Genomic DNA, 22,704 nt, shown 5'->3' on the forward strand with positions numbered 1-22,704 from the left:
CCCTTTCAGCGTTTACCCCAATCCCCTAAAAATCGAGACATCCGGACGCCTATGACTGCACATATTTCCAAAGATCCTTTGCATGGCGTAACGCTGGAGATGATGGTCAACGCCCTGGTGGCGAAATATGGCTGGAGCGAGTTGGGTGACCGCATCAAAATTAACTGTTTCAGAAAAGACCCCAGCGTTAAATCGAGCCTGAAATTTCTGCGCCGCACCCCGTGGGCGCGCGCGGAGGTTGAAGCCCTGTATCTGGACTCTCTCAGCGATGAGGGAAATACAGCGCAGGCGGCGCCCGCCTTTAATCCCTGGGCCAACAGCAGGATTATCAAGAGCTAATACGCAAATGACGCGACACGTAAAACGGATTGGTGCGCTGGCTGCCTGCGCGCTTTTACTTGTAAGCTGCTCCTCAAAACCACCCAAATCACTGGTTACCCCTCTTCCCACCGTCAGTAAACCGACGCCGCAGGCAAACGCCCCGATGCGCGGGATCTGGCTGGCGACCGTCTCGCGTCTCGACTGGCCGCCGGTGGCCTCGGTGAATGGCCGCAGCGCGGACCAGCGCATCGCGATGCAAAAGCAGGCGCTGATCGCAAAGCTCGACAACCTTAAGCAGCTCGGCATCAACACGGTATTTTTTCAGGTGAAGCCGGACAGCACGGCGCTCTGGTCATCCAAAATTTTACCGTGGTCAGATATGCTGACCGGCAACATCGGTGAGTATCCGGGGTACGATCCGCTGCAGTTTATGCTTGATGAAGCGCACAAGCGCGGCATGAAGGTCCATGCCTGGTTTAACCCCTATCGCGTGTCGACCAACACCAAACCGTCCACCATCGCCGCCCTGAACCGGACGTCATCCCAGACGCCGTCCAGCGTTTATGTTCAGAACCCGGAATGGGTCCGCATCTCGGGTGACCGCTTTGTGCTCGACCCGGGCATTCCGGAGGTGCGAGACTGGATAACCAAAGTGGTGACCGAAGTGGTGGCGAACTACCCGGTAGACGGCGTGCAGTTTGATGATTACTTCTATGCCGAATCGCCGGGATCCGCGCTGAATGATTCGCAGAGCTGGCGGCAGCACGGCCAGGGGTTTGCCTCAAAAGCCGACTGGCGAAGACACAACACGCAGCAGCTGATTGTCCAGGTCTCCCGCGCGATCAAGCAGACAAAACCCAACGTGGAGTTTGGCGTCAGCCCGGCAGGGGTGTGGCGCAACCGCTCCTTTGACCCGGCAGGCTCCGACACCCGCGGCGCCGCGGCCTATGATGAATCCTACGCCGATACGCGTCAGTGGGTGCAGCAGGGCCTGCTGGACTACATCGCGCCGCAGATTTACTGGCCCTTCTCGCGGGATGCCGCGCGCTACGACGTGCTGACCAGATGGTGGGCCGACGTGGTGAAGCCGACCCACACTCGCCTGTATATCGGCATTGCGTTCTACAAGGTTGGCGAGCCGTCGAAAAAAGAGCCGGACTGGACGGTTCAGGGCGGCGTGCCGGAGTTGAAAAAGCAGCTCGATCTCAACGATTCGCTGCCCAACGTCAACGGCACCATCCTGTTCCGGGAAGATTACCTGAACCAGCCGCAGACCCAGCAGGCGGTAAACTACCTCCGGGGACGCTGGGGTAGCTAAGTAACGAGCAGGCAGAAACGCCCGTTTCTGCCTGTTTTTTTTACGGCTTCGGCCCGAACATCGCCTCGAGCTGCTGCGCATCCGGCATACCCACCACCTGCTGCAGCTCGTTTTCCGCATTCAGATAATAAATAGCCGGCGTGGCGTTAGCGCCCAGGCTGTCCATCAGCGCCTGGTGCTTCTGCAGTATCGCTACCGTTTCGCGGGAAGCCTCGCCTTCAGGCTTGGGCAGTTTTTTGCCGCCGGAGAGCTCGTATTCGCGCCAGGCCGCAACCGGATCTTTCGCATTCAGAATGGCGGCGGCGTTGCGTCCGCTGTTGGGGTTGAGAAACGCCACCAGCAGCGTATTGAGCTGAACCTTACCGGCCTTGACCCACGGCTGCGCTTCGGCCCAGAACTGCTTGCAGTACGGACAGAACGGATCGGCAAAGACAAAGACCTTACGCGGGGCGCTATCCGCCCCTTCTTTCAGGGGATGCGCCGCGTTGAGGTTTTTCCACATCTCGCGTCCCATCGGGGCGTAGATCTCTTTCTGGAAAACCCCTTCGCTGAGGTTTTTTCCTTTGTCATCGTACAGATAGCCCGAAATGACGTGTTTGCCGTCCGGAGTTAAAAAGAGCGTCACGCCCATATCCTGATACTGCCCCAGCCAGGCTGGCGCCCCGCCCGGTGCATCCAGCTTCTTGATGATTTTGATGTTCTGCTGCTCGCTGAAGTGCTTCACCACATCCGGTATGGCTTCAGCCGCCTGTACCAGCCCTGACGTCGCCAGCGCCGAAAGTAACAGTAATTTTTTCATTTCCCTCTCCGGTTTGTCGGGGGCATTTCGCCCCCTTCAGGTTAGCGGTTTTTCAGTGCTTCACTGACCATTTCGTCGAATTGTTCGAACGGCACCCAGCCGGGAAGCAGCCCCTCGCCGATAAGCGTGGCGGGCGTGCCCTGGATCCCCATTTTTTCCGCCACAATGAGGCTGCGCCTGATCGTCAGAAAACTCTCCTCGTCCGGCGTCGTCACGCTCACGCCCGCCCGCTTTTGCGCCTCCTGAATGCTGGCGTCATCGTGGTACCCCTTTTTCGCCATCAGGGTGTGGTTCAGCTTCATAAACTGCTCAGGATGCGCACGCCAGACGGTTAGCGCGTCTCGTGCGGCGGTCAGCGAACTTTCCGAGCGGAAAGGTAAAAACTTAAAGACCACCGCCACGTCCGGATGTTTTTCGACAATCTTCTCCAGGTACGGATCGAATTTTTTACAGTACGGGCAGTTGTAGTCGGTAAACACCACCAAGGTGAGCTTTGGGTTTTTCGCGCCGATGCGCGGGGAGTTTGGATCGTTAAACAGGAAATCAGCGATTATCTTCTGCGCGCGCTGCTCCTGGTCCGGCGTCAGCGGCTGCGCGGCGAATACCTGAAGCGGGGCCAGCAGGAGCAGAAGCGTAATAAGGAATTTTTTCATGACACAGTTAGCCTTTTGCGTTGTTCAGGGTGGTTACCAGGGTGCGCTTGTCCAGCAGCGGCGAGAGGATCTCGCCATCAGGCAGGCCGGGGCCATACACCGCGTTAAACGGAATGGCGTAGCGGTTTCGCTTCGCCAGAAAATCCGCGATAAACGCGGACGGCTGGCTCCAGTCCCCGCGCAGGGCCACCACGTCCGGCTGGCGCAGCGCGGCAATCACGTCCGGCTGACTGAGTACGCGGTGCTCGTTAACTTTGCACGTCACGCACCAGTCCGCGGAGATATCCACAAACACCCGTTTCCCCTGCGCCAGCGCGTTCTCGATAGCCTCTTCACTGAGCGGCTGCCACGGGATAGTCTGCGCAACGCTTTGTGCCGGCGCGTCAGGCGGCGCGTTAAGCAGACCGCGCAGCTGATACCCGCCGAACGCCGACAGCGCGATGACTACCAGCCAGAACAAGGGCGAGGATTTTTGTCCCTTCAGCGCGAACAGCACCAGCGCAGCGGCAGTCAGCCCCAGCATCACGATCTGGCTGACCGCCTCACCCAGATGCACGCTCAACAGCGTCGCCAGCCAGAGGCTGGAGGCCAGCATCATCAGGCCAAGGATGACCCTGAGCGTGTTCATCCAGCGGCCGGGTTTGGGCAGCAGCATGGCCGTTTTCGGCACCAGGGCGACAAACAGCCACGGCAGGCTCATGCCCACGCCGAGCATCAGGAAGATCAGCCACAGGGCGTGCAGCGGCGCGCCAAGGGCAAAGGCGACCGCGGTACCGAGGAACGGCGCGGAGCACGGCGTTGCCAGCAGCGTGGCGAACATCCCTTCGCAGAAGCTGCCGCCGATCCCCGATCCCCCTGCCGTCGCCAGCCGTCCGGCGGCGGCAGAAGGCAGCAGCATTTCAAACGTCCCAAACAGGTTCAGCGCAAACAGGAAGGTCACGGCAACCATCAGGCCGATAAACCACGGGTTCTGGAACTGAATGCCCCACCCCAGCGACGCTCCGGCCAGCTTCAGCGCGGTGACCATCCCGGCCAGCAGCATGAAGGAGGTGAGGATCCCGGCGCTGGTGGCCAGAAAGCGCAGCCGGATGGCACGCCTGTCCGATCCCGCCTGCAGGATGCTGTTAAGCTTCATGCCCATTACCGGCAGCACGCAGGGCATCAGGTTGAGGATCAGCCCGCCTAATAGCGCAAAGAGCACCATTTTTCCCGTCCCGTCCGGCACGGAGGTCTCTTCGGGCGTTGTCCCAACGCTCATGGTGGTTTGCTGCGCCCGATCGCCGTTGGTCAGCACAAACGACAGCCTCTTGCCTGCCAGCGAGGCGGGTTTGTCTCCCCATTCGTCGGTCACTGGCACCGTCACCCGAAGCGCAGTGCCGTCGTGTTTAATGACCGGCTCGCCGGGCAGAATATCGCCCTCCAGCGGGTCAAAGTAGATCCCCGGATTGTCCCATTTCCCGTCCGTGGTGCCGGTAATCACCAGATTGCCGTCGGAAAGCCAGGCGGACAGATTGGAAGACACGCCCGACGTGCCGGGCACGGCGCGCATCGCTTGCTCGAAGGCGCTGCGGAAATCCTGATCCACCGGCTGGGTAAAATCGAGATGCAGCGGGTAGTCCGTCAGCAGGCAGACGTTGCTGCACGTGGAGAGCGTGAGCGTCCCGTCGAGCGTGTCGCCCTTCACCCCGTCGAGAACGATCGGGATAGTGACCTTATCGTGATAGCCCTGCGTCGTCATGCCGGAGATATCGAAACGCGACGGTACCGGCCAGGACCAGCTGTCCGTTACGCCGTCCGGCCAGCTGATTTTCGGGGCCACGCCGCCCTCGCCCGGCGATCGCCAGTAGGTTTTCCAGCCGGGCTTTAGCTCAACGGTGAGCAGGCCTTTAACGTGCGTTTGTTCCCTCTCCGCCTGAAAGCGGATGCGGGCGTGATCGTTTTGTGGGGAGACCAGCCAGCCGGTGTCCGCCGCATGGACAATGCCGATGCAGGACAGCCACAGGAAGACGAATCCCCTGAAGAGGTTAACCATGTTGTACTCCGTGAACAGTGAAAAATTATCGTGCGGTGACGATGTTTTTCATTCACGGAAAACGCAGTTTTTCAGGTGTATTCGGGGAGGCGGTGCCTGAACGGGCTGTTCCGCCGGAGCCAGTGCCCGCCCTTGCGTAAACAGCTGCAGCAGCGCGAAGAAGATAATAATGGCCGGCAGCGCACCGTCGAAGAACAGCGGCTGGGCGCAGAGAAGCGAGTGCGCGCCTAGCTGACAGGGCGATGGCCCGGACTGCTCGGTGCTGGTTTGCGTTGGGGCATCTGCACTCAGCGAAATCTGCGGATCCAGTCCCTGTAAAAAATGGTTGAGCATCACCGCACGCTGCACGAGGCAAAGCGCCATCGCGAGACAGGTGATAATCAAAAGCCATTTTCCGAGGAGCTGACGGTTGCGCATAACATTCCAGAGTGACAAGACGCCCCGATCATAAACGATAGTGATGAATCTACAAGTGCCGGAAGTGTAAGGTTTTGTCTGTCGCCGCTATTCGCCCGTCAGCGCGTCATAGACGTCCCGCAGCCGCGTACGCAGAAACAGCACCGCCTTGTGCTTGCGGGATAACAGCGCCTGTTCGCTGGCGCCGGTCTCGTCTGCCAGCATTTTAATGCTGTAGCCGTGGAGCTCGGTCTTTTCAAATACCTCCCGCTGCGGCGGCGGGAGTTCTGACAGCGCCTGGCCCAGCTCTTCCCACAGCAGCGTCTTGAGGTACTCCTCCTCCGGCGTGTGCGGTACGCCGAACAGGGTTTCGGCCAGCTCGTCTTCCGGAAAACCCTCGTCGTCATCGCCCGTAAAATAGCCGGAGAGCGACACCTCGCGCTTCTTACGCGCCCGGTCGGTCATCTCGTTACGCGCCGCGCGGAACAGCCAGGCGGCAACGTTTTCGACCGGCTGCTCCACTTTCATCAGCTGATACGTCACTTCCTGCAAAATGTCGTCGGCATCATCGCGCACGGACGTCCGTCCGCGAATGAAGGCTTTCAGCCGGGCGCGACAGGCGTTTAGCGCCGACATCAGCATGGATCCGCCCGCCTCCCCGGCTTTCATCTCGCTCACTCCGCGTCCGGCGCTTTTGGCGTAGCGTCATCGCGCTTATCGTCACGATGGTCGTGCCAGCCGCAGTGACCGCGTCCGTGGCGACCAAACCCTTCGCGACGCTGCTGAATAAACGCCTCACGCTGTTCGGGCGTCATGTTCATCCAGCGCTCGTGCATGCGGCGGTGCGCGCCAAACATCCCGGGGCGGAAACCTAAGCCGCCAAACAGAATGCGGCTCAGCACCAGAATGCCCAGCGCCTGCCAGAATCCAATGGCCTTCACGCCCAGGATGGCCGGGAGCAAGGCGTTCCACAGGGACATCACCAGCAGGCCGAGCACGATGAAAATCACCGCGCCGATGACTAATCCCTTGCCCATACGGTGGCGACCGAATCCGCGCCCGTGACCTCTGCCGTGCATTTCAAAATCTCTCATGGTGTTTACCTCGTTTACAGTAATTGATTATGGCGTGTGATGAGGTAGACGGATGAGGGAGGGAAATATTGCTGGGGTGAATGAAAATTTTTGTGCTGACGGTTTTGGACTCATAGCGGTAACGGCTGGCGGGTGCTATGAGTCGCTCGAAAGCAAATCATCTCGTACGAAGAAGTCGCTTAACCAATGCAATAGCAATGACGGCCAGTATGATTGACAACAGTGCCAGGAAGATGAGCAAGGATAATAGTGGATTTAACAAGCCACCTAAACTGGTGAAGTCGCTGAGACGGCCAAGTTGCTCGGACGTGCATACACGCAGAATGATCTCAGGGATAATAAGCAAAAAAATAATGACGGTCAGGACATAAACCAGAGCACTCTTGCGCTTTCCCATTTTCGATGTTGCCCCTCTATCAAACATGATCAATGATAATAAGGTAATGATACTGCAAGGTTATATAAAATGGCACAAAACTATTTGCAACTGAAAATGCAGTCGAATAAACAGTTAGCTATTGCACTAACAAACTCGCTTAGAGACATGCATGAAGATCATATGGCAACTCTGGAAAAGGTGAAACAGGGAACGCAGCGCCTGGTTAGCTACGGGGCATGTTTGATGCCAGACGAGTATTATCGTAACGCATGCCGTGATACCTGGCGTGAAGACAAACGCTTAGTCCTTGCCTTAGGTGAAATTTACAACCGAAAAGATGTCACTTTAGACATGGTTGAAATCTATTTTAGGAAAACTCTCATTAGGCTTGGCGAACAAAAGAGCAAAGACCTGATTACTAATATCCATAACTTGTTGGGTAAAGCTGCCGAGCATGCATCGGCTAAAGCCAGCAAGCTAGCCCTCTCCTTTACTCTTGCGAACCTGATCATAAACAGCAAAGATTTTAAGCAAAATCATATCAGGCTTGTGAACTCATTCTCGACTTGGTTCGTTAATGGTGCAACGCTTTACTCAAAGGCTCAGGTAGCAGCATCTGCGGCTAATCGACTCAAATTTCAGGATCCGCAGTACTACCAGGCACTTTATAAAGAAAATATCGAGATGTTATACTTCTTAATCGAACCACAAATGTCTGAAATCATTTATCAGGTAAACTCTGGGGATAATAACGAGCAAGTGATAGGCGACGCCTTGTACGAGATACTGCGGAAATGAAACAAGCAATTTTATGGCTTTTGAAGTCGTTTTTTTATCTGGTTCCTGCGTTGCTTATTGTAATTGGAATATATCTGTTTGTACGGTTTATACCGGGGCATGCTGCTTTACTCAGCGTCGTTTGGGTGATTGTTATTTCTGTTATATATGTGAAATACAATAAGTGGTACTGAAACAAACTCAAAGAGTAAGCAGGCAAGACTTTATGTATGACAGTAATATAAAAGGCTCCCGCAGGAGCTTTATTGGAACAATCTAACCAAATGAAATAAAAGGATTTATTTCTTGCCACGTCCACGTATTGACCACATCGGTGAAACAAACCCGCTGAAGCGGGTTTGTTTTTAATCTGCTCATCAGTACATAAAGTGTGCAAACGGTCTTCCAATAGTGGTTAACAACGGCTCTACATCTTTAAAACTCAGTCCCGAATAAGCAGATATGCTCGAGTAACTGAAAAATAGCTCGTAGCATTAATGACTATAACCTACTAATGAGACTTAAATGTATCTTTCAATGATAGGTAGTCCTTGTGCAAGATCAAAATCTTGGCATTCGAAATCGAACAACCTAAAAAACCTGTAAGTATAAAAACCTTTTTGACTATTATTTTTAACAACGTATTTTGTTATAGATAGATTTTCTAGCTCTATATTTATTCTGGTTATATGTTTGTTATATGCATCTAGATTTGGATGGATGAATTTATAGGTTGACTTATTGAAAATTCTTTTTTTATGATAACCATCAACTATAAATTTCACACTCGCTTTTTTTATTTTCATATTGCAGCGCTTGCAAGCGATGCTTAAATTTTTCGGGGAAAACATGTATTTAGCGTAAAGTGACTGAGGGAGTATATGCTCTATATCAATAACAAGATCGAACTCCCCCTTAAAAGAACGCTGGCAATAACAGCATCTCAGACATTTATCCTTAAAATGTTTTTTTATATTTTTTTTTACACCCGCAAGCTTCTTGTTATACCATACATCACCACCTTCAGCAATCGAACGGCGTATTGCTGACACATCGCCAACTGTATATTTAAGCTTAGCCATTCTTTCTAATCTCTTTGATTATACTTGGTACCGAATTAATTATATCAAGATGCTTAGGATCATCAGTGATCATTTTAAATTCATTCAATTGATGATAAAGCCCAGCCTCATCAATATTATCACCTAGTGTATCGTTTATTAATTTATTAATAAGATAGCTAAAATATCGACTTTCAGGCGTTATTATTTGAAAAACATTTGTGAGTATCTCTTCAATGTTTTTTGAATGGTGATCCGCAAGCTTTTTTATATTCCCGTTTATGGTTCTATAAATGCTTACATTAGATTCTGAACTATGAGCACCTGAAATGACTATCGGTGCATGAGTAGCACATATAACATTTGGTTTATATTGATAAAATAAATCATTTATATTTTTAAAGTATTCACGTTGCCACTTAGGATGAAGACTATTTTCCGGTTCATCAATAAGTATATATGCCCTTTTATCAATATGCATTGAGATCCATGATAACGATGTTAAAAGTGTTAACTCACCAGAACTAGCGTCATTTAAATTTATTTTATCGCCGTTTTTGAAAAGTGATATTTTTACATCACTTAGAATTTTTAATTTCATTAAATGATATTTCAGTCTTAAAACAGAAAGTAAATACTCTGTTTCTAAATCAAGACCAAGGTTTTCAAAATCTATTACCATCTCGACTTTTGGATTTTTTTCGATACTAGACCACATTCCTGGTATGGTTTTGCTTTCTGGTAGCTTTGATAAAAACGCCCTTACTCTTGATATATCATATATATTTAGGGATTTCGTATACTCTAAAGAGTTTATTTTATTAAAAGAGTCAGAGCTATTTAATATCTTAAATGATACTTCGATCTTACTATCGAAACCAATATAAGCTAATACCCGTCGTAGAGTTTCAAATGATTTTCCATTATCAAGTTGTGATTTTTTTGATGATAAAGCATCTATCATAACATCACTTACGTGATTTATTTTATTTGATGGAAGTCTAAAGTAATTTTTGATACGCAAAGTTGGGAATTTGTTATGAATAGTGTTTGCAATCGTTATGATGCTTGCATAAGGCTCGGAGTAAGCTATTTCTTGTGCTAATGCAGCCATGAGCCTGCTTTTTCCTGCGCCATTCTCACCAATTAAGAGATGATTATTTGATTGTTTGCTTAGTTTTGGCAGAAACATATATCCCCTTGTAAGGAATAGGGTTTAATAAACATACTTTATACTAAAAATATTGTGAATTGCCATCTGGCTGTATGCTTTTTATGTGAAATTTTTATCGTTTTTCCTAAATAATTCCATTCACAGCATCTTCAACTATATCCATTGTAATGCACTTGTACCATAAATTATGCAGTCATTGAAGTCCCCGCAAATCCGGGGACTTGACCCTAGTCACATCCAATGAATTTGGTGCTGACCAGATGTAGTCGGGTGCGGCGGCGCTGGCTCGACTTCACCCGGCGATACGATAAAGCGCTCGACCGTTTCAGTGGTCACAAACGTCGCGCTGCAGTTGATGTTTGTGCACTGGTGATACCGCTCTTTGGTCGTGTCAGTAAAATAGCGACTTGTGCGGGCGTGAGCGGCAAAATGGCATTTTGGACAGTGAAACATGGCGAGCACCTCATTTAATTTCCGATGAATTAATTTTACTCGCTTCATCCTTATATAACAAACACTTAAAAACAAATCACTGCGTTAATTCTTCGCTTTCGTACTCCACATCCGAAACCTTAACCTCAAGCTCTAAGCCCGTCGTGTAGCTGCGTGAAACCCTTTGCGGTGAGCGTGGCGTCAGGATGACGGCGGGACTGCTCATGCTCCGTGAGCTTATCATCGACATAGTCCTGCGTTGCCATCACCGTTGAGGTGTCAATCGTCAGCTCGACTGACTCGATGTCGCTTACCATGATGACCATACGCACGGTCTGCGCACGTCCTGACCCCTCAGCCAGCTCCGGCTTATAGCTTTCCGCCATGTTGCCGACAGCAATCAGCGTGCCGGTGTCGTCATAGAGCCCCATTTCGCGCATCCAGAAACCGCCGGTTTCAGGGGGAATGACGAGCTCCGCGATCACATAATTTTGATTCTTGTTGTCCGGGCTGATTTTGTTCAGCGCATAGCGCCAGACTTCATTGACGAGCTTTGTCTGGCTGGCATCAGGCACCGGCAATGTGCCGCCACCGTCACCGATGGCCATTGCCGTAAAATTCACTTTTTTCCCGTTCGGGACGGTCGCTGCAGCAAGCTTAATCGCACCGGCTTTGGTGATGACCGTTTTATATTTTACTGTCATTGTGTTCTCACTTATCCGGGTAAACCGTGATGATGTCGCCGTCATACGTCAGCGCGCCGGTGTAGAGATAGCCCGGCACATCCTGAATAATGTTGAGGCCGATAAGATGGCGGCTGGCTGGCTTTGCATCCGCAATGAGCCGCTCCATTTCGTAGTACATTTCCTCGGTGATGCCTGTCTCTAACACACCGATATCGAGGCGAAACGTGCCGGGTGGGTCGTTCGTTTCCCACCACTCGGACACGTTAATCAGATAGCCGAGCGGCTCGACCACGCGGCGCACTGCCCCAATCGTTCCTTTGTGCGCATGGATAAACCACGCCGCGCGGATCACATCCCGCTTTGTGGCCTCCGGCCAGTTCTCATCCCAGCGGTCAACGGAAAACGCCCACGCCAGCCACGGCAGCAGATTTGCCGGGCAGTCGTCAGGACTCCAGAGGCGACGCAGCGGAACGGGGGTATTCTCAATCTCAGAGCAGGCGCGCGCCGCCGCCACCTCAAGCGGTGACGAGCCCACCGGCAGCAGGCGGGTATCATTCATCGTTGCCCCCTATGGTGACGGTGTAGTCGCTGCACCATGACGCTTGTGTGTCATCGAGCACGATGTCGGCCACCGGTTCGGTCAGCTCGACGCGCTGCACACCTTCGACGTGGAGCGCGGCATAAATCGCTGATTTGCGGATATCGCGCCCGAGCCGGTGCTGCGCGGTGATGTACGCCTGCAGTTTATTTTTTGCAGCGCTGAGCACCGGCTCGCTTTCAGGGCCAGGGTAAAGGTAAAGCGATGCGATGATTTTATAGTCGACAATGTTCGCCGACTGCACGGTCACGCGGTCAGCGACCGGCCTGACGTCTTCATCGTTCAGCGCGGTGCGCACGATGGCGAGCAGCTCATCAGACGCCACACCGTTATTTTCGCGTGACAGCACCGTGACCGTGACACACGCAGGTTCGGGACTGATGACCGAAATATCGGCGACCCGCCCGTCAGCGCTGCGACCGTGAAACTGATAGGAGCCGGTAGAGCCTGCGGTACTCAGCCCCTCAAAGGCCTGCTGAATACGCAGGCGGTAGTCGGTGTCCGACTCCATCACGGCAGGCGTCGGCGGTAACGTCGTGTCGTCTGCAGGAGTGATGATAAGCCGCTCGACGTTGTAATTTCCGCCTATCTGGTCAAGGTCGCTTCCTGCAGCGTAGGCCAGCATAACCGCACGCGCGGCCTCGTTGACGCGCTGCCGCCAGATAACTTCCCGGTAGGCGTTTTCCTGCAGCAGCTTCACCAGAGGCTCGGACTCAAGCGACAGCGTGCGCGCGATGGCGTCCTGCTGGTCTTCCGGGTAAAGCGAGACGAGCGTAGCCTTTCGCTCAGTGAGGATGGTTTCATAATCCAGTTCTTCCACGACGTCAGGCGCGGCGAGCTGGTTAAGGTCAACAATTGCCATAGCGTTTAACTCAGTGGAATGGTGAGTGAAAAAGGCTGGCCGCCGGTGGAGCGGGTGCCGGTGATGTCGACATACAGCCCGCCGTCGGTCTCAGACCGTTCAAAGGTGATGGTCGTCAGGCTGACGCGGGGCTCCCACTTCTGGATCGCGGAATAGCACGCGGCCATAATCTGCAGGCGCAGCGCCGGGGTCTGCGGCTGGTCAATCATCTGCGACAGGAGCGAGCCGTATTCACGGCGCATGACGCGCGAGCCAACCGGCGTGACCAGAATGTCGCGCACGCTTTGCCGGATGTGCTCAACCTCAGAGATACTGAGCCCGGTCCGGCTGTTCATTCCCAGATAACACACCGTCATTGCGTCCCCTTAGTCCAGCTTCCGCCGCTCTGAACGTTGCCGTGCGCGTGGTTATCCACCTGCACGCCGTTTGATTTAAATGTCCCGCCGGTGTGCTCGATGTTCCCGCTCATTTTCCCGCCTTTCTGCACTTCGAGCGTGCCGGTCGTCAGCTTGTTGGTACAAATCACCTCCGGCGTATCGAGGGTGATACGGCTCGACGCTTTTACCAGCACCACCGGCACGGTGGCCGTAATAGAATCCGACGCGGTGACGTCAGCGGTTTTGATGCCGGATACGGTGAGCGCGCCGTTTTCGGGTTCGTACTCGATAACCGCCCCGTCAGGAAAGGAAACATGAAGCGCATCAGGGGAGGCAGACGGTGCGGGATGGTCGTCAGAGAAAATGTCGGGCAGCACAAAGGCCGTATCAAGCTCGCCGCCGATGGCCAGCAATAACACCTGCTCACCGACAGAGGGAGCCCACCACGTGCGGGAACGACCAGCGTGAGAGGTGAGCCAGTTTAGCCAGGTAGTTTCAATGCCGCCGGTCTGGACGCGACATAGCCCCTTGTCATGGTCGACGTCGGTGACAAGGCCGGTGCGGATAAGGTTGCGGATCGCGCGTGCGATTTCCTGCAGAGAATTTAGATTATTCATGGGGAAAGGATGCCGCCGGGCGAGGCCGGTGGCAATCGAGCGTAGTTCTGTGAAGCATGAACCAACATTTGGTTAGTTGGGCTACCATCTATGATTTTTCGTGCTAATTAATTAGAATAGCCAAACTGAAAATGCAAAACCCTTTGCTCACTACAGAAATTTACAGGGTATTTAGATAATGACGGAACGAAAAAATTGCTTAAACGATGATGAGGTAGTACCTTACTTCAAGAGTGACCGCGGGCAAATAAAATTTGAATTTTTTTATTTAATAACACTTTTTTTAGTGGGATGTGTTTTTGCCTTCCTATTTCAATTCAAGCTCGAACTTTCATATAACAATAAAATATCTTTATTTTCAATCCTTGGAGGTTTTTTTGGAGGGTGGGTATATAATGCCAAATGGTTTTATAGAGTGACCGCAAGAGGAAAAAGCAATCAGTATAGTTTCCCTTGGGAATCCCATAAATTCTATTGGAGAATTTTCATTCCATTCCTTGCTGCCTTGGTAGCATTTTGCTCATATACAATATTATCCCCAGACACATTTATATCTTCAATCAAAGGACATGGAAAATCAAAAATAGCATTCTCAATTTGCTTTATCTTGGGGTATTTTTCTGACTTAGTTCTAAGTCGCCTTGCATCTTGGGCTGAGAAATTACTTCCAAAAAAACCCGGAGGGAATAGCCATGAATAATTTTTGCAGCTCGTCTTGTGGAATTTGTGATGAAATTAACGGGGTAAGCTTTATCGAAGGCTACGATAAAATCGTAAGAGATAAGAAAAACATTATCGCTGAAACAAATGATTTCCTTATAGTCCCTAGTGTTGGCCCGCTGAATAATTCACACGTCATGCTGATTCCTAAACATCATGTTAACTCTTTTGCCTCGATTGACAGAGGGATTCGACATGAGGCGAGAGCAATCCTACGCAAATTAAATGAATTCATGAACAACAAAACAGGCAGGCCTCTTATTTTCTTTGAGAGTGGCGCTGGAAATAAAATAGATCATTCAGGTGGGTGTATTTTTCATGCGCATATTCATTGCGCTTACCATTCTCAAGAATTTGAAAGCGCTTTAAACAAAGAAATTGATTTTACAAAGATCGAAGATCAAAATTTAAATTTTGACACCAAAAATGGTTATGCCTGGTATATGAACAACAACTATAATGAGTTCCTATGCAATAACCCACTATTGCCATCCCAGTTTTTGAGATACTTATACTCTAACTCCAATTCAATCCATGGCAATTGGAATTGGCGAAGAGATAACAACATCATCGGAGTCATGAAGGTCATTGATAACTACAAAAACTTCACACTTTAAATCCACAAAGGCTGATTTAGCATCAGCCTTTATTAATTATGACTGCCAGCAAAAAAACATCAGACTCAAAAACATTACAATATATCTTCATTATTAAATCAAATATTCAAAATAAATGACCCCATATATTTAATGATAAACTCATCAATGCACGTTTTATCAGCCTGGCTTAATCCGAGTAGCTGGCGTTCTGCGTATTGCACGTTCTGAGCATGCGCATTCGGCCGGTCTTTTAGCCCGTACTGATGGACTCGCGCGATACGCTGCACTTTGCCGGTGAACTCCACCACGGCACTGTTATCACGGCCAGTGGCTTTCATGTACCAGCTCGTGCGTAGCTTCTTGAACATCGCCCTTTTAATCCGCCCGGTCTTAGCCCTGAGAGGCTGACGCTTTCGCGCCTGATACGGTGAGCCGTCCGGTGCTTTCTGCAACTTGATGCGTTGCTGTTGCGACTTACGCAGCTCTTTTGCTATCTCACCGGCCAGCTTCCGGCGTGCTGCCGGTGCAGGAAGCTTCCCCTTTTCAATCATGCCTTTAACGGCTGCAGGTGTTTTACCAATAAGGCGCGCGAATTCCTGGTATGGAACGGCGTCGCTCACACTATCAATGCCCCTATTCATTTGTGAGTATTCCTCGTTAGTGTTTTAATTGCTCCTAATGGCTATTAATTGCCATATTGGAGCCATTGGTTTGCGATAACGAGTTAAAGATTACTCCGTTATCGTTTTTCTATCAATAGTGGAGTGTTAATTACGATGATACCCGTAAATGAAAAGCTAGCGATAATGCGTGAGTCAGAACGTATGAATAGGAAAGAATTCAGTGACTTAACAGGCGTTCCATACAGCTCTCTTTCGAGTTACGAGAAGGGTGTAAAAGATATGGGCATACAGGCGGTGATGAAGATTTTGAATCATCCTCAGTTCAAAAAATACACTATGTGGTTCATGACAGAGACGATATCACCTGAAGCTGGGCAGATTGCACCGGCTCTCGCGCACTTTGGGCAGCAGACAACAACGTCATCCCACTCAGACCAGAAAACTGGCTAACTATTTATGGCGCTTATTTGTGCAGTAAATGCACAGTGAGTTTTTGCTATTTAAATCAGGAAATTGAAGTACGCAGTAACATCATCGGGAGGCTTTATGTCTGTTAAAAAGCTCGATGATGGTCGATATGAAGTGGACATTAGACCGACCGGGCGTAACGGAAAACGCATCCGTCGGAAGTTCGACAAGAAAAGCGAGGCGATGGCTTTTGAAAAGCATACTCAATATAACCATCACTCAAAGGAATGGCTTTCAAAACCAACGGACAAACGCCAATTGTCGGAACTGAAAGAGTTATGGTGGAAACTGAAAGGTAAACATGAGGAGCACGGTCAATCGTATCTCAGGAAAATTGAGCGTTTCGAAACGATGACCGGAAACCCGTGCGCTTTCCAGATCACCAAGAGCCTGATAACGCAATATTGTGCTCAACGTCGGGGTGAAGGTATTAAGCCAACTACCATCAACCGCGACCTGATCACGCTAGGTGGGATGTTCACAACCCTGGTTGAGTCAGAACTGTATAACGGTGAGCATCCATTCAGGGGATTCAAAAAACTGAAAGAGCAGACAGCCGAAACGGGCTATCTCACTCTTGAGGAAATTGACGCCTTACTTGCTGCGCTCTCAGGTGATAATCGTAAAATTGCGGTTTTGTGTTTGAGTACCGGAGCAAGATGGGGAGAAGCTGCGCGATTGAAGGCTGAGAATGTGATTCATAACCGGGTGTCTTTCGTTAAGACGAAAACCAACACACCGCGTACGGTCCCGATCTCTGATGACGTTGCGGCTTACGTAGTCGGCAAAACACGAGGTTTTCTGTTTCCTGAGGCCAGTTATGCTGACTTCAGGCGAACCCTCAAAGAAGTTAAGCCCGATTTACCGGCCGGACAAGCAACACATGCGCTACGACACTCTTTCGCGACGCACTTTATGATTAACGGGGGCAACATCATCACACTGCAGAGGATCTTAGGTCATACGAAAATTGCGCAGACAATGGTCTATGCGCACTTCGCTCCTCAGTACCTGCAGGACGCGATTTCGCTTAACCCGTTGAAGGGTGCTAATGGTGGTCAGAGTGTCCACAATGTGTCCACACCCTAGCCGCTTTTTATGGCTTTTGACTGCTAGTAGTAAAACGTGAAGCCTTGTCTGGCGCGGCTTTCCAGTTACGCCAGACATTAAAAAGGCTCCCGCAGGAGCCTCCTTAATACCATCAAGCCTGCACCGGCAACCTAAAACTCGAAATACTCCGCGAAAGCTGCTGCGCCTGCTCTTCCAGCGAGGCCGCTGCCGCAGCGGACTGCTGCACCAGCGCGGCGTTCTGCTGGGTCACGCCGTCCATCTCGGTCACCGCCTGCCCAACCTGGCTGATCCCGCGGCTCTGCTCCTCAGAGGCGACGGAGATCTGCTCCATCAGCGTATTCACTTTGTTCACCGACGAAATGATCGAGTCAATCACCTCGCCCGAGCGGCTCACCAGCTCCGCACCGTTTTTCACGCTGGAGACCGACTGCGCGATCAGGCTTTCGATATCTTTCGCCGCCACCGCGCTTTTCTGCGCCAGGGTGCGTACTTCGCTGGCCACGACCGCAAAGCCGCGTCCCTGGGTACCGGCGCGCGCCGCTTCAACCGCCGCGTTCAGCGCCAGGATGTTGGTCTGGAAGGCGATGCTGTTAATCACGCTGGTGATGTCTTCAATGCGCTTCGAGTTCGCCGCGATGGTATTCATCGTGTCGATGACTTCACGGGTTACCGCTTCACCGGTGTGGGCATTTTTCACCGCGTCCTGCACCAGCTTCCCGGCCTGATACACGTTATCGGTATTGTTCGCCACCGTCGCGCTCAGCTCTTCCATGCTGGCCGCCGTCTGGGTTAACGCCGAAGCCTGCTGCTCGGTGCGTGACGCCAGGTCGATATTCCCGGAGGCAATCTCCTGGGCGGCGTGCGTCACGGTATGACTCGCATCGCGCACCTGGGCGATGGTCGCCAGCAGCGCCTGACGCATCTGCTCCATCGAGCCCATCAGATGGTCGATTTCGTTACCTGCCCCCCCCTTCACCGGCACCGGAATGTCCAGCTTGCCTGCCGCAATCTGGCTGCAGTGCTCGCGCGCCAGGTTGATCGGCGCAAAGACAAAGCGCTTCATCAGCAGGCTAACGGCGATAATCACCACCACAAACAGGCTGGCGATAGCAGCAACGATCGCCAGGCCGGAGACGAAGCTACTGCTCGCATCTTCGTTCAGGCTTTTGGCGTATTTCTGGTGGACGGAAAGCACTTGGTCGAGAACGATCTCGTACTGGCGGTCGAGGCGGGAGACTTCCGGGATGAGCGCGTTAAATTTGGCGACATCGTGCGCCTCGGCGGCATCGATCAGCGGCGCCAGCCCCTGGTTGCGGTAGTTCTGCCAGGCGTCCTGATAGGCAGTGACCAGCGACGCTTCATCGCTCAGGCGCGGCGACGCCATAAAGGCCGCAAAGGCGTGGTCCGCTTTGGTCAGCGCCTCTTTCACGGCGGTCAGCTTTGCAGCGCCGTCCGCCGCGTTGCCCGCTTCCACCATCTTCACATACTCCATCACCCGCACGCGCAGCGTACGGCTGTGGTTGATGGGGTCAATAATGGACAGCACAACCTGGATCTCTTTGTTGACGTTATCCAGGTAATTATTACTTTTAATGATGATGCCAACGCTGGTGACGGTGCTGATAACAAAGAAGAAAAGCAGCGAGAACAGGACTATCAGGGACGACTTTTTCAACGACATAAACCAATACCTCAAGGAGAATTATTCCTTATGGTTATCGGCCATTCCAAAACTTAAATTAATTAAAGTTATTGATGTATCGGTCCGGGCTATATTGCTCACTTATAGCGCCGCTGCAGGGTGGCCGCCAGCTTGCGTTGCAACGGTTCCGGGGTCTCGCCCTCGATCAGTTTGCTAATCAAATCAAAGCAGTGCCACGCCAGCTGGCGGTTATCCTGGCGGATGGTATCCACCGGGATCGTCAGCGAATCGTAGAGATAGTGATCGTCAAAACTGGCTAACCTGATATCGCTTTGCAGCAGGTTATGCTGGCCCATATAGCGCAGCACCCCTTCCAGCAGCCCGCAGGCGGCAGCGAAGAGCGCTTTCGGCGGACGCCCCAGGCGGGCGCAGAGTTCAGCAAACATCTCGTAACCGGAGCTCGGGTGATAGTTGCCGTGAATGATCCACTCGGGGCGCAGCGCCACGCCGGCCTCACGCAGCCCTTGCTTAAAGCCTTCCAGGCGGTCGCGCGTCGGGGATAAACGGGGCTGGCCGCCGAGGAAGTAGAATTCATCAGGGTGCTGGCGCGCAATGTCCGCCACCAGTTCGGTCGTCGGGGTGATGGAATTGGTGATCACCAGCGGCAGCGCGCTGTCGTTGATGTGGCGGTCAAACAGAACCACCGGCAGCTGCTCGCTCAGCTTATGGTAGTCCGCGTCGTTGAGCATGCTGGAGGCCACAATCAGCCCGTCCACCTGACGCGCCACCATGTTGTTCACCACCACCGTCTCCTGCCCCGGGTTTTCATCGCTGCAGGAGATCAGCAGCTGCACGCCTGCCTCGCGGCACAGCGTTTCCAGCTCGTGAGAAAAGACGGCAAAACCGTAGTTGGTGATCTCCGGGACCACCAGACCAATGGTGTGGCTGCGGTTATCGCGCAGCGACCGGGCGTGAATGCTGGGCTGATAGTGGTGCTCTTTTGCAATTGCCAGCACGCGCTCGCGCGTCTCTTCCGCCACGCGAAGCTCTTTGCTGCGACCGTTCAGGACCAGGCTGGCGGTGGCTTTTGACACCCCCGCCAGCTCCGCGATGTCTTTAATGGTGACGCGTTTTGTTTTTCTCACAACGACTTAGATCCGGCTGCCAAAACCCTCATTCTATCATGCAGGCGCGCAGCGACCAGTAGCGTAATGTGATATCGGACGCACCTTCGAATCGCACCCGGGCCGGATGGTCAGGAAAATAGCGGCTGCTCATCACCCCTTCGCCGTGGTTAATGAAAATTTCAACGCTGGAGCGGTCGCACAGAACGCGCAAATGACGGACGTCGCCCTGCCAGTAGCGGGTCAACGTTTCACCGGTTTTCAGGCTCGCGCGTTCAAGACGTATACCCTGCTCATCGACCATGAGACGCAGCGCGCCGCCAAAATCGACATTCACCTGCGCTGCGCTCAGCTCAAACTCCAGACGCGTCGCGTCCAGTTCGGGCGCGTCGCTGGCGCGCCCCTGCCAGTGCTGCTCATCTTCACGCAGCGCCGCCAGCTCGCGCGCCGGGGTTTGCCAGAGCCGGCCGTCGCGGAAGCGCAATTCTCGCGGGCAGGTCATCTGGTGCATCCAGCCGTGCGCCCGCGTGGGCTGAAGCATCTCTTCCCCGTCCGGTACGCCCATCCAGCCAATCAGGATGCGGCGTCCATCTTCCGCCAGCGTGGTTTGCGGGGCGTAGAATTCAAAGCCCGCGTCCAGCTCGTGCAGCTCGCCGTGATCGAACGTCGCGCGGGCATAGTCAAACGCCCCGCTCATCCAGGTAGCCGGATAGGTATTGAGGTAGCGATGCGGCTCGCGCGCCAGCCCCTGCGGGCAGCAGATCAGGACGTGCGTCCCGTCGAGGGCAAACAGGTCCGGACACTCCCACATATAGCCCGCGTCCGTCAGGCCGTTAACCCCGTGACCGGCGATCTCCCCGCAGGATGTCCAGGCGTGCAAATCGGCTGATTTAAAGAGCAGCACCTTGCCGCGCTTCTGCACATCCTGCGCGCCGAGCACCATGTACCAGTCCCCGTCGTGCCGCCACACCTTCGGGTCGCGCACGTGACCGGTGTAGCCTTCCGGCAGCGCCAGCACCGGCCCCAGCTTCGTAAAGGTTCCGTCCGGCTGTTCCACGGCCAGGCACTGCCAGGCGGTGCGGCTGCCGTCATCGAACTTGACGTTGCCGGTGTAGCACAGGGTCAAAACGCCCTCGTTATCCACGGCGCTACCGGAGTAGCAGCCGTTGCGGTCATACGCCTCGTCGGGCATGAGCGCCAGCGGCTCATGCTGCCAGTGCACCAGGTCCGCAGAACTCCAGTGCCCCCAGCACTTAAAGCGATGCTCGCAGTCCAGCGGGTTCCACTGATAGAACAGGTGATAGCGGCCAGCGAACCAGATAAACCCGTTCGGGTCGTTCATCAGCCCCGTCACCGGCGCGGCGTGCCATTGCGGATAATGGCTGTCCGCCAGCGCCCGCGGCTGACCTGTCATAACGGCCTGCAGGATCGCAGGCCAGCGGGAAGGTAACGTCATTATTCAGAATCCGTTTTATATTTCAGCAGCAGTGAGACGGTAAACGCCACGCCGAAGGCAATCACCATGCCGATAATATAGTTCAGCAGCGAGCTGGCCTGCACGATGGCCATCCCCGGAATCGCGGTCAGCCCGACGGCGGTCATGTACACGTGCACGGAGACCACCCAGGCCCCGCCCACCGCACCGCCGATTAGCGCGGCGATAAACGGCTTAACGAAGCGCAGGTTGATACCAAAAATGGCCGCTTCGGTGATGCCCAGCATTGCAGAGAACGCCGACGGCAGGGTAATGGCTTTGATTTTGGCATCTTTGGTTTTGAACCACACCGCCAGACAGGCGCCACCCTGCGCCACGTTCGCCATGGCCCAGATCGGCAGCAGGAAGTTAACGCCAATCGACGGATTCCCCAGCAGCCCGGCTTCAATCGCGTGGAAGCTGTGGTGAATACCGGTGATCACAATCACCGAGTAAAGTCCGCCGAACAGCAGCCCGGCGAGCCAGCCCGCGTGGGCGATCAGCGTGCTCAGAATAAAGGAGATACCGTCCCCCAGAGCGCGCCCCGCCGGGCCGATAATCAGCAAGGCTATAAAGCCGGAGATAACCACGGTGAGGAACGGCGTCAGGATCAGGTCTAACGCATCCGGGATCGCGCGGCGCAGGTTTTTTTCCACGATGCTCATGAACCAGACGGCCAGCAGCACCGGGAATACCGTGCCCTGATAGCCAATCATCGCAATCTCAAGGCCGAAGAAGTTCATGGTGTGGAAGCCCGACGCCACGCCCCAGGCGTTGGTCAGCGCCGGGTGGGTCAGAATGCCGCCCAGCGTCGCGCCGAGGTACGGGTTACCACCAAATTCGCGCGCGGCGGTAAAGCCAATCAGAATAGGCAGAATGATAAACGCCGCCGAGCTGCACATGTCCAGCATGATGTAGAGGGCGTTATCCGCATTGACCCAGCCGTAGGTTTTCACCATGCCGAGCAGGCCCATCAGCAGACCGGACGCCACAATCGCGGGAATGATCGGCACAAAGATGTTGGAGAGTAAGCGGGCAATGCGCTGGAACGGGTTCAGCTTGCGCGCCGCCAGATCCGCGGCTTCCGATTTGCTGGATTCGCTAATCCCCGCCGCCTGAATAAATGCGGCGTACACCTTGTTGACCACGCCCGTGCCAAAAATCACCTGCATCTGCCCGGCGTTACGGAAGCAGCCTTTCACGCCGTCAACCTTGCCGATGGCCTGCTGATCCGCCAGCGCGTCATCAACCAGCACCAGACGAAGACGCGTTGCGCAGTGCGCCGCGCTGGCGATGTTTTCCTTGCCGCCGAGCAGCGGAATTAGCTCGCGGGCGATTTGATTAAAATCCATAGATACCTCTGCCTGACTTCTTTTTATGATGTGCGAAACGCTCCCGCCAGGCGGG

The 22,704-nt window shown here is 53.3% G+C and carries 26 protein-coding genes and 1 pseudogene; 7 read left to right on the forward strand and 20 right to left on the reverse strand.

The features are described 5' to 3' along the window. Positions 1-51: 51 nt before the first annotated feature. Together PI91_RS14185 and PI91_RS14190 are read left to right on the forward strand one after the other, a co-directional pair. The gene (locus tag PI91_RS14185; protein ID WP_008501679.1) at positions 52-339 is read left to right on the forward strand and encodes a VF530 family DNA-binding protein; all 288 of its coding nucleotides are present in this window, start codon (positions 52-54) and stop codon (positions 337-339) included. Between the two features lie 7 nt (positions 340-346). Next, complete coding sequence (locus PI91_RS14190) at positions 347-1,639, forward strand: glycoside hydrolase family 10 protein (RefSeq protein ID WP_039266431.1); 1,293 nt, start codon at positions 347-349, stop codon at positions 1,637-1,639. A 40-nt stretch (positions 1,640-1,679) separates the two neighbouring features. Here PI91_RS14190 and dsbG read toward each other — a convergent pair whose 3' ends face one another. The 7 genes from dsbG to PI91_RS14225 form a co-directional block, all read right to left on the reverse strand. Next, positions 1,680-2,438 (reverse strand): thiol:disulfide interchange protein DsbG, encoded by a 759-nt coding sequence (gene dsbG / locus PI91_RS14195; protein WP_039266432.1) that lies wholly within the window; start codon positions 2,436-2,438, stop codon positions 1,680-1,682. Between the two features lie 41 nt (positions 2,439-2,479). Then, positions 2,480-3,091 carry a DsbA family protein gene (locus tag PI91_RS14200; protein WP_039266433.1) on the reverse strand — a complete coding sequence of 204 codons (612 nt, stop codon included), beginning with the start codon at positions 3,089-3,091 and terminating at the stop codon, positions 2,480-2,482. A 7-nt stretch (positions 3,092-3,098) separates the two neighbouring features. Beyond that, positions 3,099-5,123: a protein-disulfide reductase DsbD gene (locus PI91_RS14205; protein WP_039266434.1), complete on the reverse strand. Its 2,025-nt coding sequence runs from the start codon at positions 5,121-5,123 to the stop codon at positions 3,099-3,101. Between the two features lie 48 nt (positions 5,124-5,171). Further along, positions 5,172-5,540 (reverse strand): hypothetical protein, encoded by a 369-nt coding sequence (locus PI91_RS14210; RefSeq protein WP_039266435.1) that lies wholly within the window; start codon positions 5,538-5,540, stop codon positions 5,172-5,174. An 87-nt stretch (positions 5,541-5,627) separates the two neighbouring features. After that, complete coding sequence (locus PI91_RS14215) at positions 5,628-6,188, reverse strand: RNA polymerase sigma factor (RefSeq protein WP_039266436.1); 561 nt, start codon at positions 6,186-6,188, stop codon at positions 5,628-5,630. A gap of 5 nt (positions 6,189-6,193) precedes the next feature. Further along, entirely contained in the window at positions 6,194-6,613 is a 420-nt protein-coding gene (locus PI91_RS14220; protein ID WP_039266437.1) for a hypothetical protein, read from the reverse strand. Positions 6,614-6,770: 157 nt separating this feature from the next. After that, complete coding sequence (locus tag PI91_RS14225; RefSeq protein ID WP_028015838.1) at positions 6,771-7,010, reverse strand: hypothetical protein; 240 nt, start codon at positions 7,008-7,010, stop codon at positions 6,771-6,773. 69 nt (positions 7,011-7,079) lie between these two features. Here PI91_RS14225 and PI91_RS14230 point away from each other — a divergent pair, with 69 nt between their 5' ends. Next, complete coding sequence (locus PI91_RS14230) at positions 7,080-7,790, forward strand: hypothetical protein (RefSeq protein WP_039266438.1); 711 nt, start codon at positions 7,080-7,082, stop codon at positions 7,788-7,790. Positions 7,791-8,290: 500 nt separating this feature from the next. Here PI91_RS14230 and PI91_RS14235 read toward each other — a convergent pair whose 3' ends face one another. The 8 genes and pseudogenes from PI91_RS14235 to PI91_RS14265 form a co-directional block, all read right to left on the reverse strand. Further along, positions 8,291-8,851, reverse strand: coding sequence for an HNH endonuclease (locus tag PI91_RS14235; protein ID WP_052232732.1), 561 nt, complete (start codon positions 8,849-8,851; stop codon positions 8,291-8,293). After that, entirely contained in the window at positions 8,844-10,022 is a 1,179-nt protein-coding gene (locus PI91_RS14240; RefSeq protein WP_071580358.1) for an AAA family ATPase, read from the reverse strand. Before PI91_RS14240 ends, PI91_RS14235 begins: the two co-directional genes overlap by 8 nt. A gap of 213 nt (positions 10,023-10,235) precedes the next feature. Further along, positions 10,236-10,457: a DNA-binding transcriptional regulator gene (locus tag PI91_RS24760; RefSeq protein ID WP_023296728.1), complete on the reverse strand. Its 222-nt coding sequence runs from the start codon at positions 10,455-10,457 to the stop codon at positions 10,236-10,238. Positions 10,458-10,603: 146 nt separating this feature from the next. Next, a pseudogene (locus PI91_RS14245) lies at positions 10,604-11,140 on the reverse strand (phage tail protein); the annotation flags it as partial. 7 nt (positions 11,141-11,147) lie between these two features. After that, on the reverse strand, positions 11,148-11,681 hold the full coding sequence (locus PI91_RS14250) for a phage tail protein I (protein ID WP_039266440.1): 534 nt from the start codon (positions 11,679-11,681) through the stop codon (positions 11,148-11,150). After that, positions 11,674-12,582, reverse strand: coding sequence for a baseplate assembly protein (locus PI91_RS14255; protein ID WP_039266441.1), 909 nt, complete (start codon positions 12,580-12,582; stop codon positions 11,674-11,676). Before PI91_RS14255 ends, PI91_RS14250 begins: the two co-directional genes overlap by 8 nt. A 5-nt stretch (positions 12,583-12,587) precedes the next feature. Next, entirely contained in the window at positions 12,588-12,938 is a 351-nt protein-coding gene (locus PI91_RS14260) for a GPW/gp25 family protein (protein WP_039266442.1), read from the reverse strand. Next, complete coding sequence (locus PI91_RS14265) at positions 12,935-13,576, reverse strand: phage baseplate assembly protein V (RefSeq protein WP_039266443.1); 642 nt, start codon at positions 13,574-13,576, stop codon at positions 12,935-12,937. The genes PI91_RS14260 and PI91_RS14265 overlap by 4 nt, the downstream gene beginning before the upstream one ends. A 178-nt stretch (positions 13,577-13,754) precedes the next feature. Here PI91_RS14265 and PI91_RS24765 point away from each other — a divergent pair, with 178 nt between their 5' ends. Then, the gene (locus tag PI91_RS24765) at positions 13,755-14,276 is read left to right on the forward strand and encodes a hypothetical protein (RefSeq protein WP_071580359.1); all 522 of its coding nucleotides are present in this window, start codon (positions 13,755-13,757) and stop codon (positions 14,274-14,276) included. After that, positions 14,269-14,913: an HIT family protein gene (locus PI91_RS14270; protein ID WP_039266444.1), complete on the forward strand. Its 645-nt coding sequence runs from the start codon at positions 14,269-14,271 to the stop codon at positions 14,911-14,913. The genes PI91_RS24765 and PI91_RS14270 overlap by 8 nt, the downstream gene beginning before the upstream one ends. Before the next feature lie 98 nt (positions 14,914-15,011). Here the strand turns inward: PI91_RS14270 and PI91_RS14275 are convergent, their stop codons facing one another. Beyond that, positions 15,012-15,515 (reverse strand): phage virion morphogenesis protein, encoded by a 504-nt coding sequence (locus tag PI91_RS14275; protein ID WP_071580377.1) that lies wholly within the window; start codon positions 15,513-15,515, stop codon positions 15,012-15,014. 156 nt (positions 15,516-15,671) lie between these two features. Here PI91_RS14275 and PI91_RS14280 point away from each other — a divergent pair, with 156 nt between their 5' ends. Further along, a complete protein-coding gene (locus tag PI91_RS14280) occupies positions 15,672-15,968 on the forward strand; it encodes a helix-turn-helix transcriptional regulator (RefSeq protein WP_032658822.1) in 297 nt (98 codons plus the stop codon). 96 nt (positions 15,969-16,064) lie between these two features. Further along, complete coding sequence (locus tag PI91_RS14285) at positions 16,065-17,075, forward strand: tyrosine-type recombinase/integrase (RefSeq protein ID WP_039266445.1); 1,011 nt, start codon at positions 16,065-16,067, stop codon at positions 17,073-17,075. Positions 17,076-17,187: 112 nt separating this feature from the next. Here PI91_RS14285 and PI91_RS14290 read toward each other — a convergent pair whose 3' ends face one another. The 4 genes from PI91_RS14290 to PI91_RS14305 form a co-directional block, all read right to left on the reverse strand. Further along, positions 17,188-18,738, reverse strand: coding sequence for a methyl-accepting chemotaxis protein (locus PI91_RS14290; protein WP_039266446.1), 1,551 nt, complete (start codon positions 18,736-18,738; stop codon positions 17,188-17,190). A 98-nt stretch (positions 18,739-18,836) separates the two neighbouring features. Further along, on the reverse strand, positions 18,837-19,844 hold the full coding sequence (locus PI91_RS14295; protein ID WP_039266447.1) for a LacI family DNA-binding transcriptional regulator: 1,008 nt from the start codon (positions 19,842-19,844) through the stop codon (positions 18,837-18,839). 28 nt (positions 19,845-19,872) lie between these two features. Then, positions 19,873-21,279 (reverse strand): sucrose-6-phosphate hydrolase, encoded by a 1,407-nt coding sequence (locus PI91_RS14300; protein WP_039266448.1) that lies wholly within the window; start codon positions 21,277-21,279, stop codon positions 19,873-19,875. Continuing rightward, complete coding sequence (locus tag PI91_RS14305) at positions 21,279-22,649, reverse strand: sucrose-specific PTS transporter subunit IIBC (protein WP_008501693.1); 1,371 nt, start codon at positions 22,647-22,649, stop codon at positions 21,279-21,281. Before PI91_RS14305 ends, PI91_RS14300 begins: the two co-directional genes overlap by 1 nt. Positions 22,650-22,704: the final 55 nt, after the last annotated feature.

Origin of the sequence: Enterobacter sp. FB (genome assembly GCF_000805795.1) — a bacterium.
GTDB classification, from domain to species: domain Bacteria; phylum Pseudomonadota; class Gammaproteobacteria; order Enterobacterales; family Enterobacteriaceae; genus Enterobacter; species Enterobacter roggenkampii.

What these genes read in the sequence shown, in the direction of transcription:
- PI91_RS14185 (WP_008501679.1), top strand. Translation starts at nt 52, where the DNA reads ATGACTGCACATATTTCCAAAGATCCTTTGCATGGCGTAACGCTGGAG.
- PI91_RS14190 (WP_039266431.1), top strand. Translation starts at nt 347, where the DNA reads ATGACGCGACACGTAAAACGGATTGGTGCGCTGGCTGCCTGCGCGCTT.
- dsbG (WP_039266432.1), bottom strand. Translation starts at nt 2,438, where the DNA reads ATGAAAAAATTACTGTTACTTTCGGCGCTGGCGACGTCAGGGCTGGTA.
- PI91_RS14200 (WP_039266433.1), bottom strand. Translation starts at nt 3,091, where the DNA reads ATGAAAAAATTCCTTATTACGCTTCTGCTCCTGCTGGCCCCGCTTCAG.
- PI91_RS14205 (WP_039266434.1), bottom strand. Translation starts at nt 5,123, where the DNA reads ATGGTTAACCTCTTCAGGGGATTCGTCTTCCTGTGGCTGTCCTGCATC.
- PI91_RS14210 (WP_039266435.1), bottom strand. Translation starts at nt 5,540, where the DNA reads ATGCGCAACCGTCAGCTCCTCGGAAAATGGCTTTTGATTATCACCTGT.
- PI91_RS14215 (WP_039266436.1), bottom strand. Translation starts at nt 6,188, where the DNA reads ATGAAAGCCGGGGAGGCGGGCGGATCCATGCTGATGTCGGCGCTAAAC.
- PI91_RS14220 (WP_039266437.1), bottom strand. Translation starts at nt 6,613, where the DNA reads ATGAGAGATTTTGAAATGCACGGCAGAGGTCACGGGCGCGGATTCGGT.
- PI91_RS14225 (WP_028015838.1), bottom strand. Translation starts at nt 7,010, where the DNA reads ATGGGAAAGCGCAAGAGTGCTCTGGTTTATGTCCTGACCGTCATTATT.
- PI91_RS14230 (WP_039266438.1), top strand. Translation starts at nt 7,080, where the DNA reads ATGGCACAAAACTATTTGCAACTGAAAATGCAGTCGAATAAACAGTTA.
- PI91_RS14235 (WP_052232732.1), bottom strand. Translation starts at nt 8,851, where the DNA reads ATGGCTAAGCTTAAATATACAGTTGGCGATGTGTCAGCAATACGCCGT.
- PI91_RS14240 (WP_071580358.1), bottom strand. Translation starts at nt 10,022, where the DNA reads ATGTTTCTGCCAAAACTAAGCAAACAATCAAATAATCATCTCTTAATT.
- PI91_RS24760 (WP_023296728.1), bottom strand. Translation starts at nt 10,457, where the DNA reads ATGTTTCACTGTCCAAAATGCCATTTTGCCGCTCACGCCCGCACAAGT.
- PI91_RS14250 (WP_039266440.1), bottom strand. Translation starts at nt 11,681, where the DNA reads ATGAATGATACCCGCCTGCTGCCGGTGGGCTCGTCACCGCTTGAGGTG.
- PI91_RS14255 (WP_039266441.1), bottom strand. Translation starts at nt 12,582, where the DNA reads ATGGCAATTGTTGACCTTAACCAGCTCGCCGCGCCTGACGTCGTGGAA.
- PI91_RS14260 (WP_039266442.1), bottom strand. Translation starts at nt 12,938, where the DNA reads ATGACGGTGTGTTATCTGGGAATGAACAGCCGGACCGGGCTCAGTATC.
- PI91_RS14265 (WP_039266443.1), bottom strand. Translation starts at nt 13,576, where the DNA reads ATGAATAATCTAAATTCTCTGCAGGAAATCGCACGCGCGATCCGCAAC.
- PI91_RS24765 (WP_071580359.1), top strand. Translation starts at nt 13,755, where the DNA reads ATGACGGAACGAAAAAATTGCTTAAACGATGATGAGGTAGTACCTTAC.
- PI91_RS14270 (WP_039266444.1), top strand. Translation starts at nt 14,269, where the DNA reads ATGAATAATTTTTGCAGCTCGTCTTGTGGAATTTGTGATGAAATTAAC.
- PI91_RS14280 (WP_032658822.1), top strand. Translation starts at nt 15,672, where the DNA reads ATGATACCCGTAAATGAAAAGCTAGCGATAATGCGTGAGTCAGAACGT.
- PI91_RS14285 (WP_039266445.1), top strand. Translation starts at nt 16,065, where the DNA reads ATGTCTGTTAAAAAGCTCGATGATGGTCGATATGAAGTGGACATTAGA.
- PI91_RS14290 (WP_039266446.1), bottom strand. Translation starts at nt 18,738, where the DNA reads ATGTCGTTGAAAAAGTCGTCCCTGATAGTCCTGTTCTCGCTGCTTTTC.
- PI91_RS14300 (WP_039266448.1), bottom strand. Translation starts at nt 21,279, where the DNA reads ATGACGTTACCTTCCCGCTGGCCTGCGATCCTGCAGGCCGTTATGACA.
- PI91_RS14305 (WP_008501693.1), bottom strand. Translation starts at nt 22,649, where the DNA reads ATGGATTTTAATCAAATCGCCCGCGAGCTAATTCCGCTGCTCGGCGGC.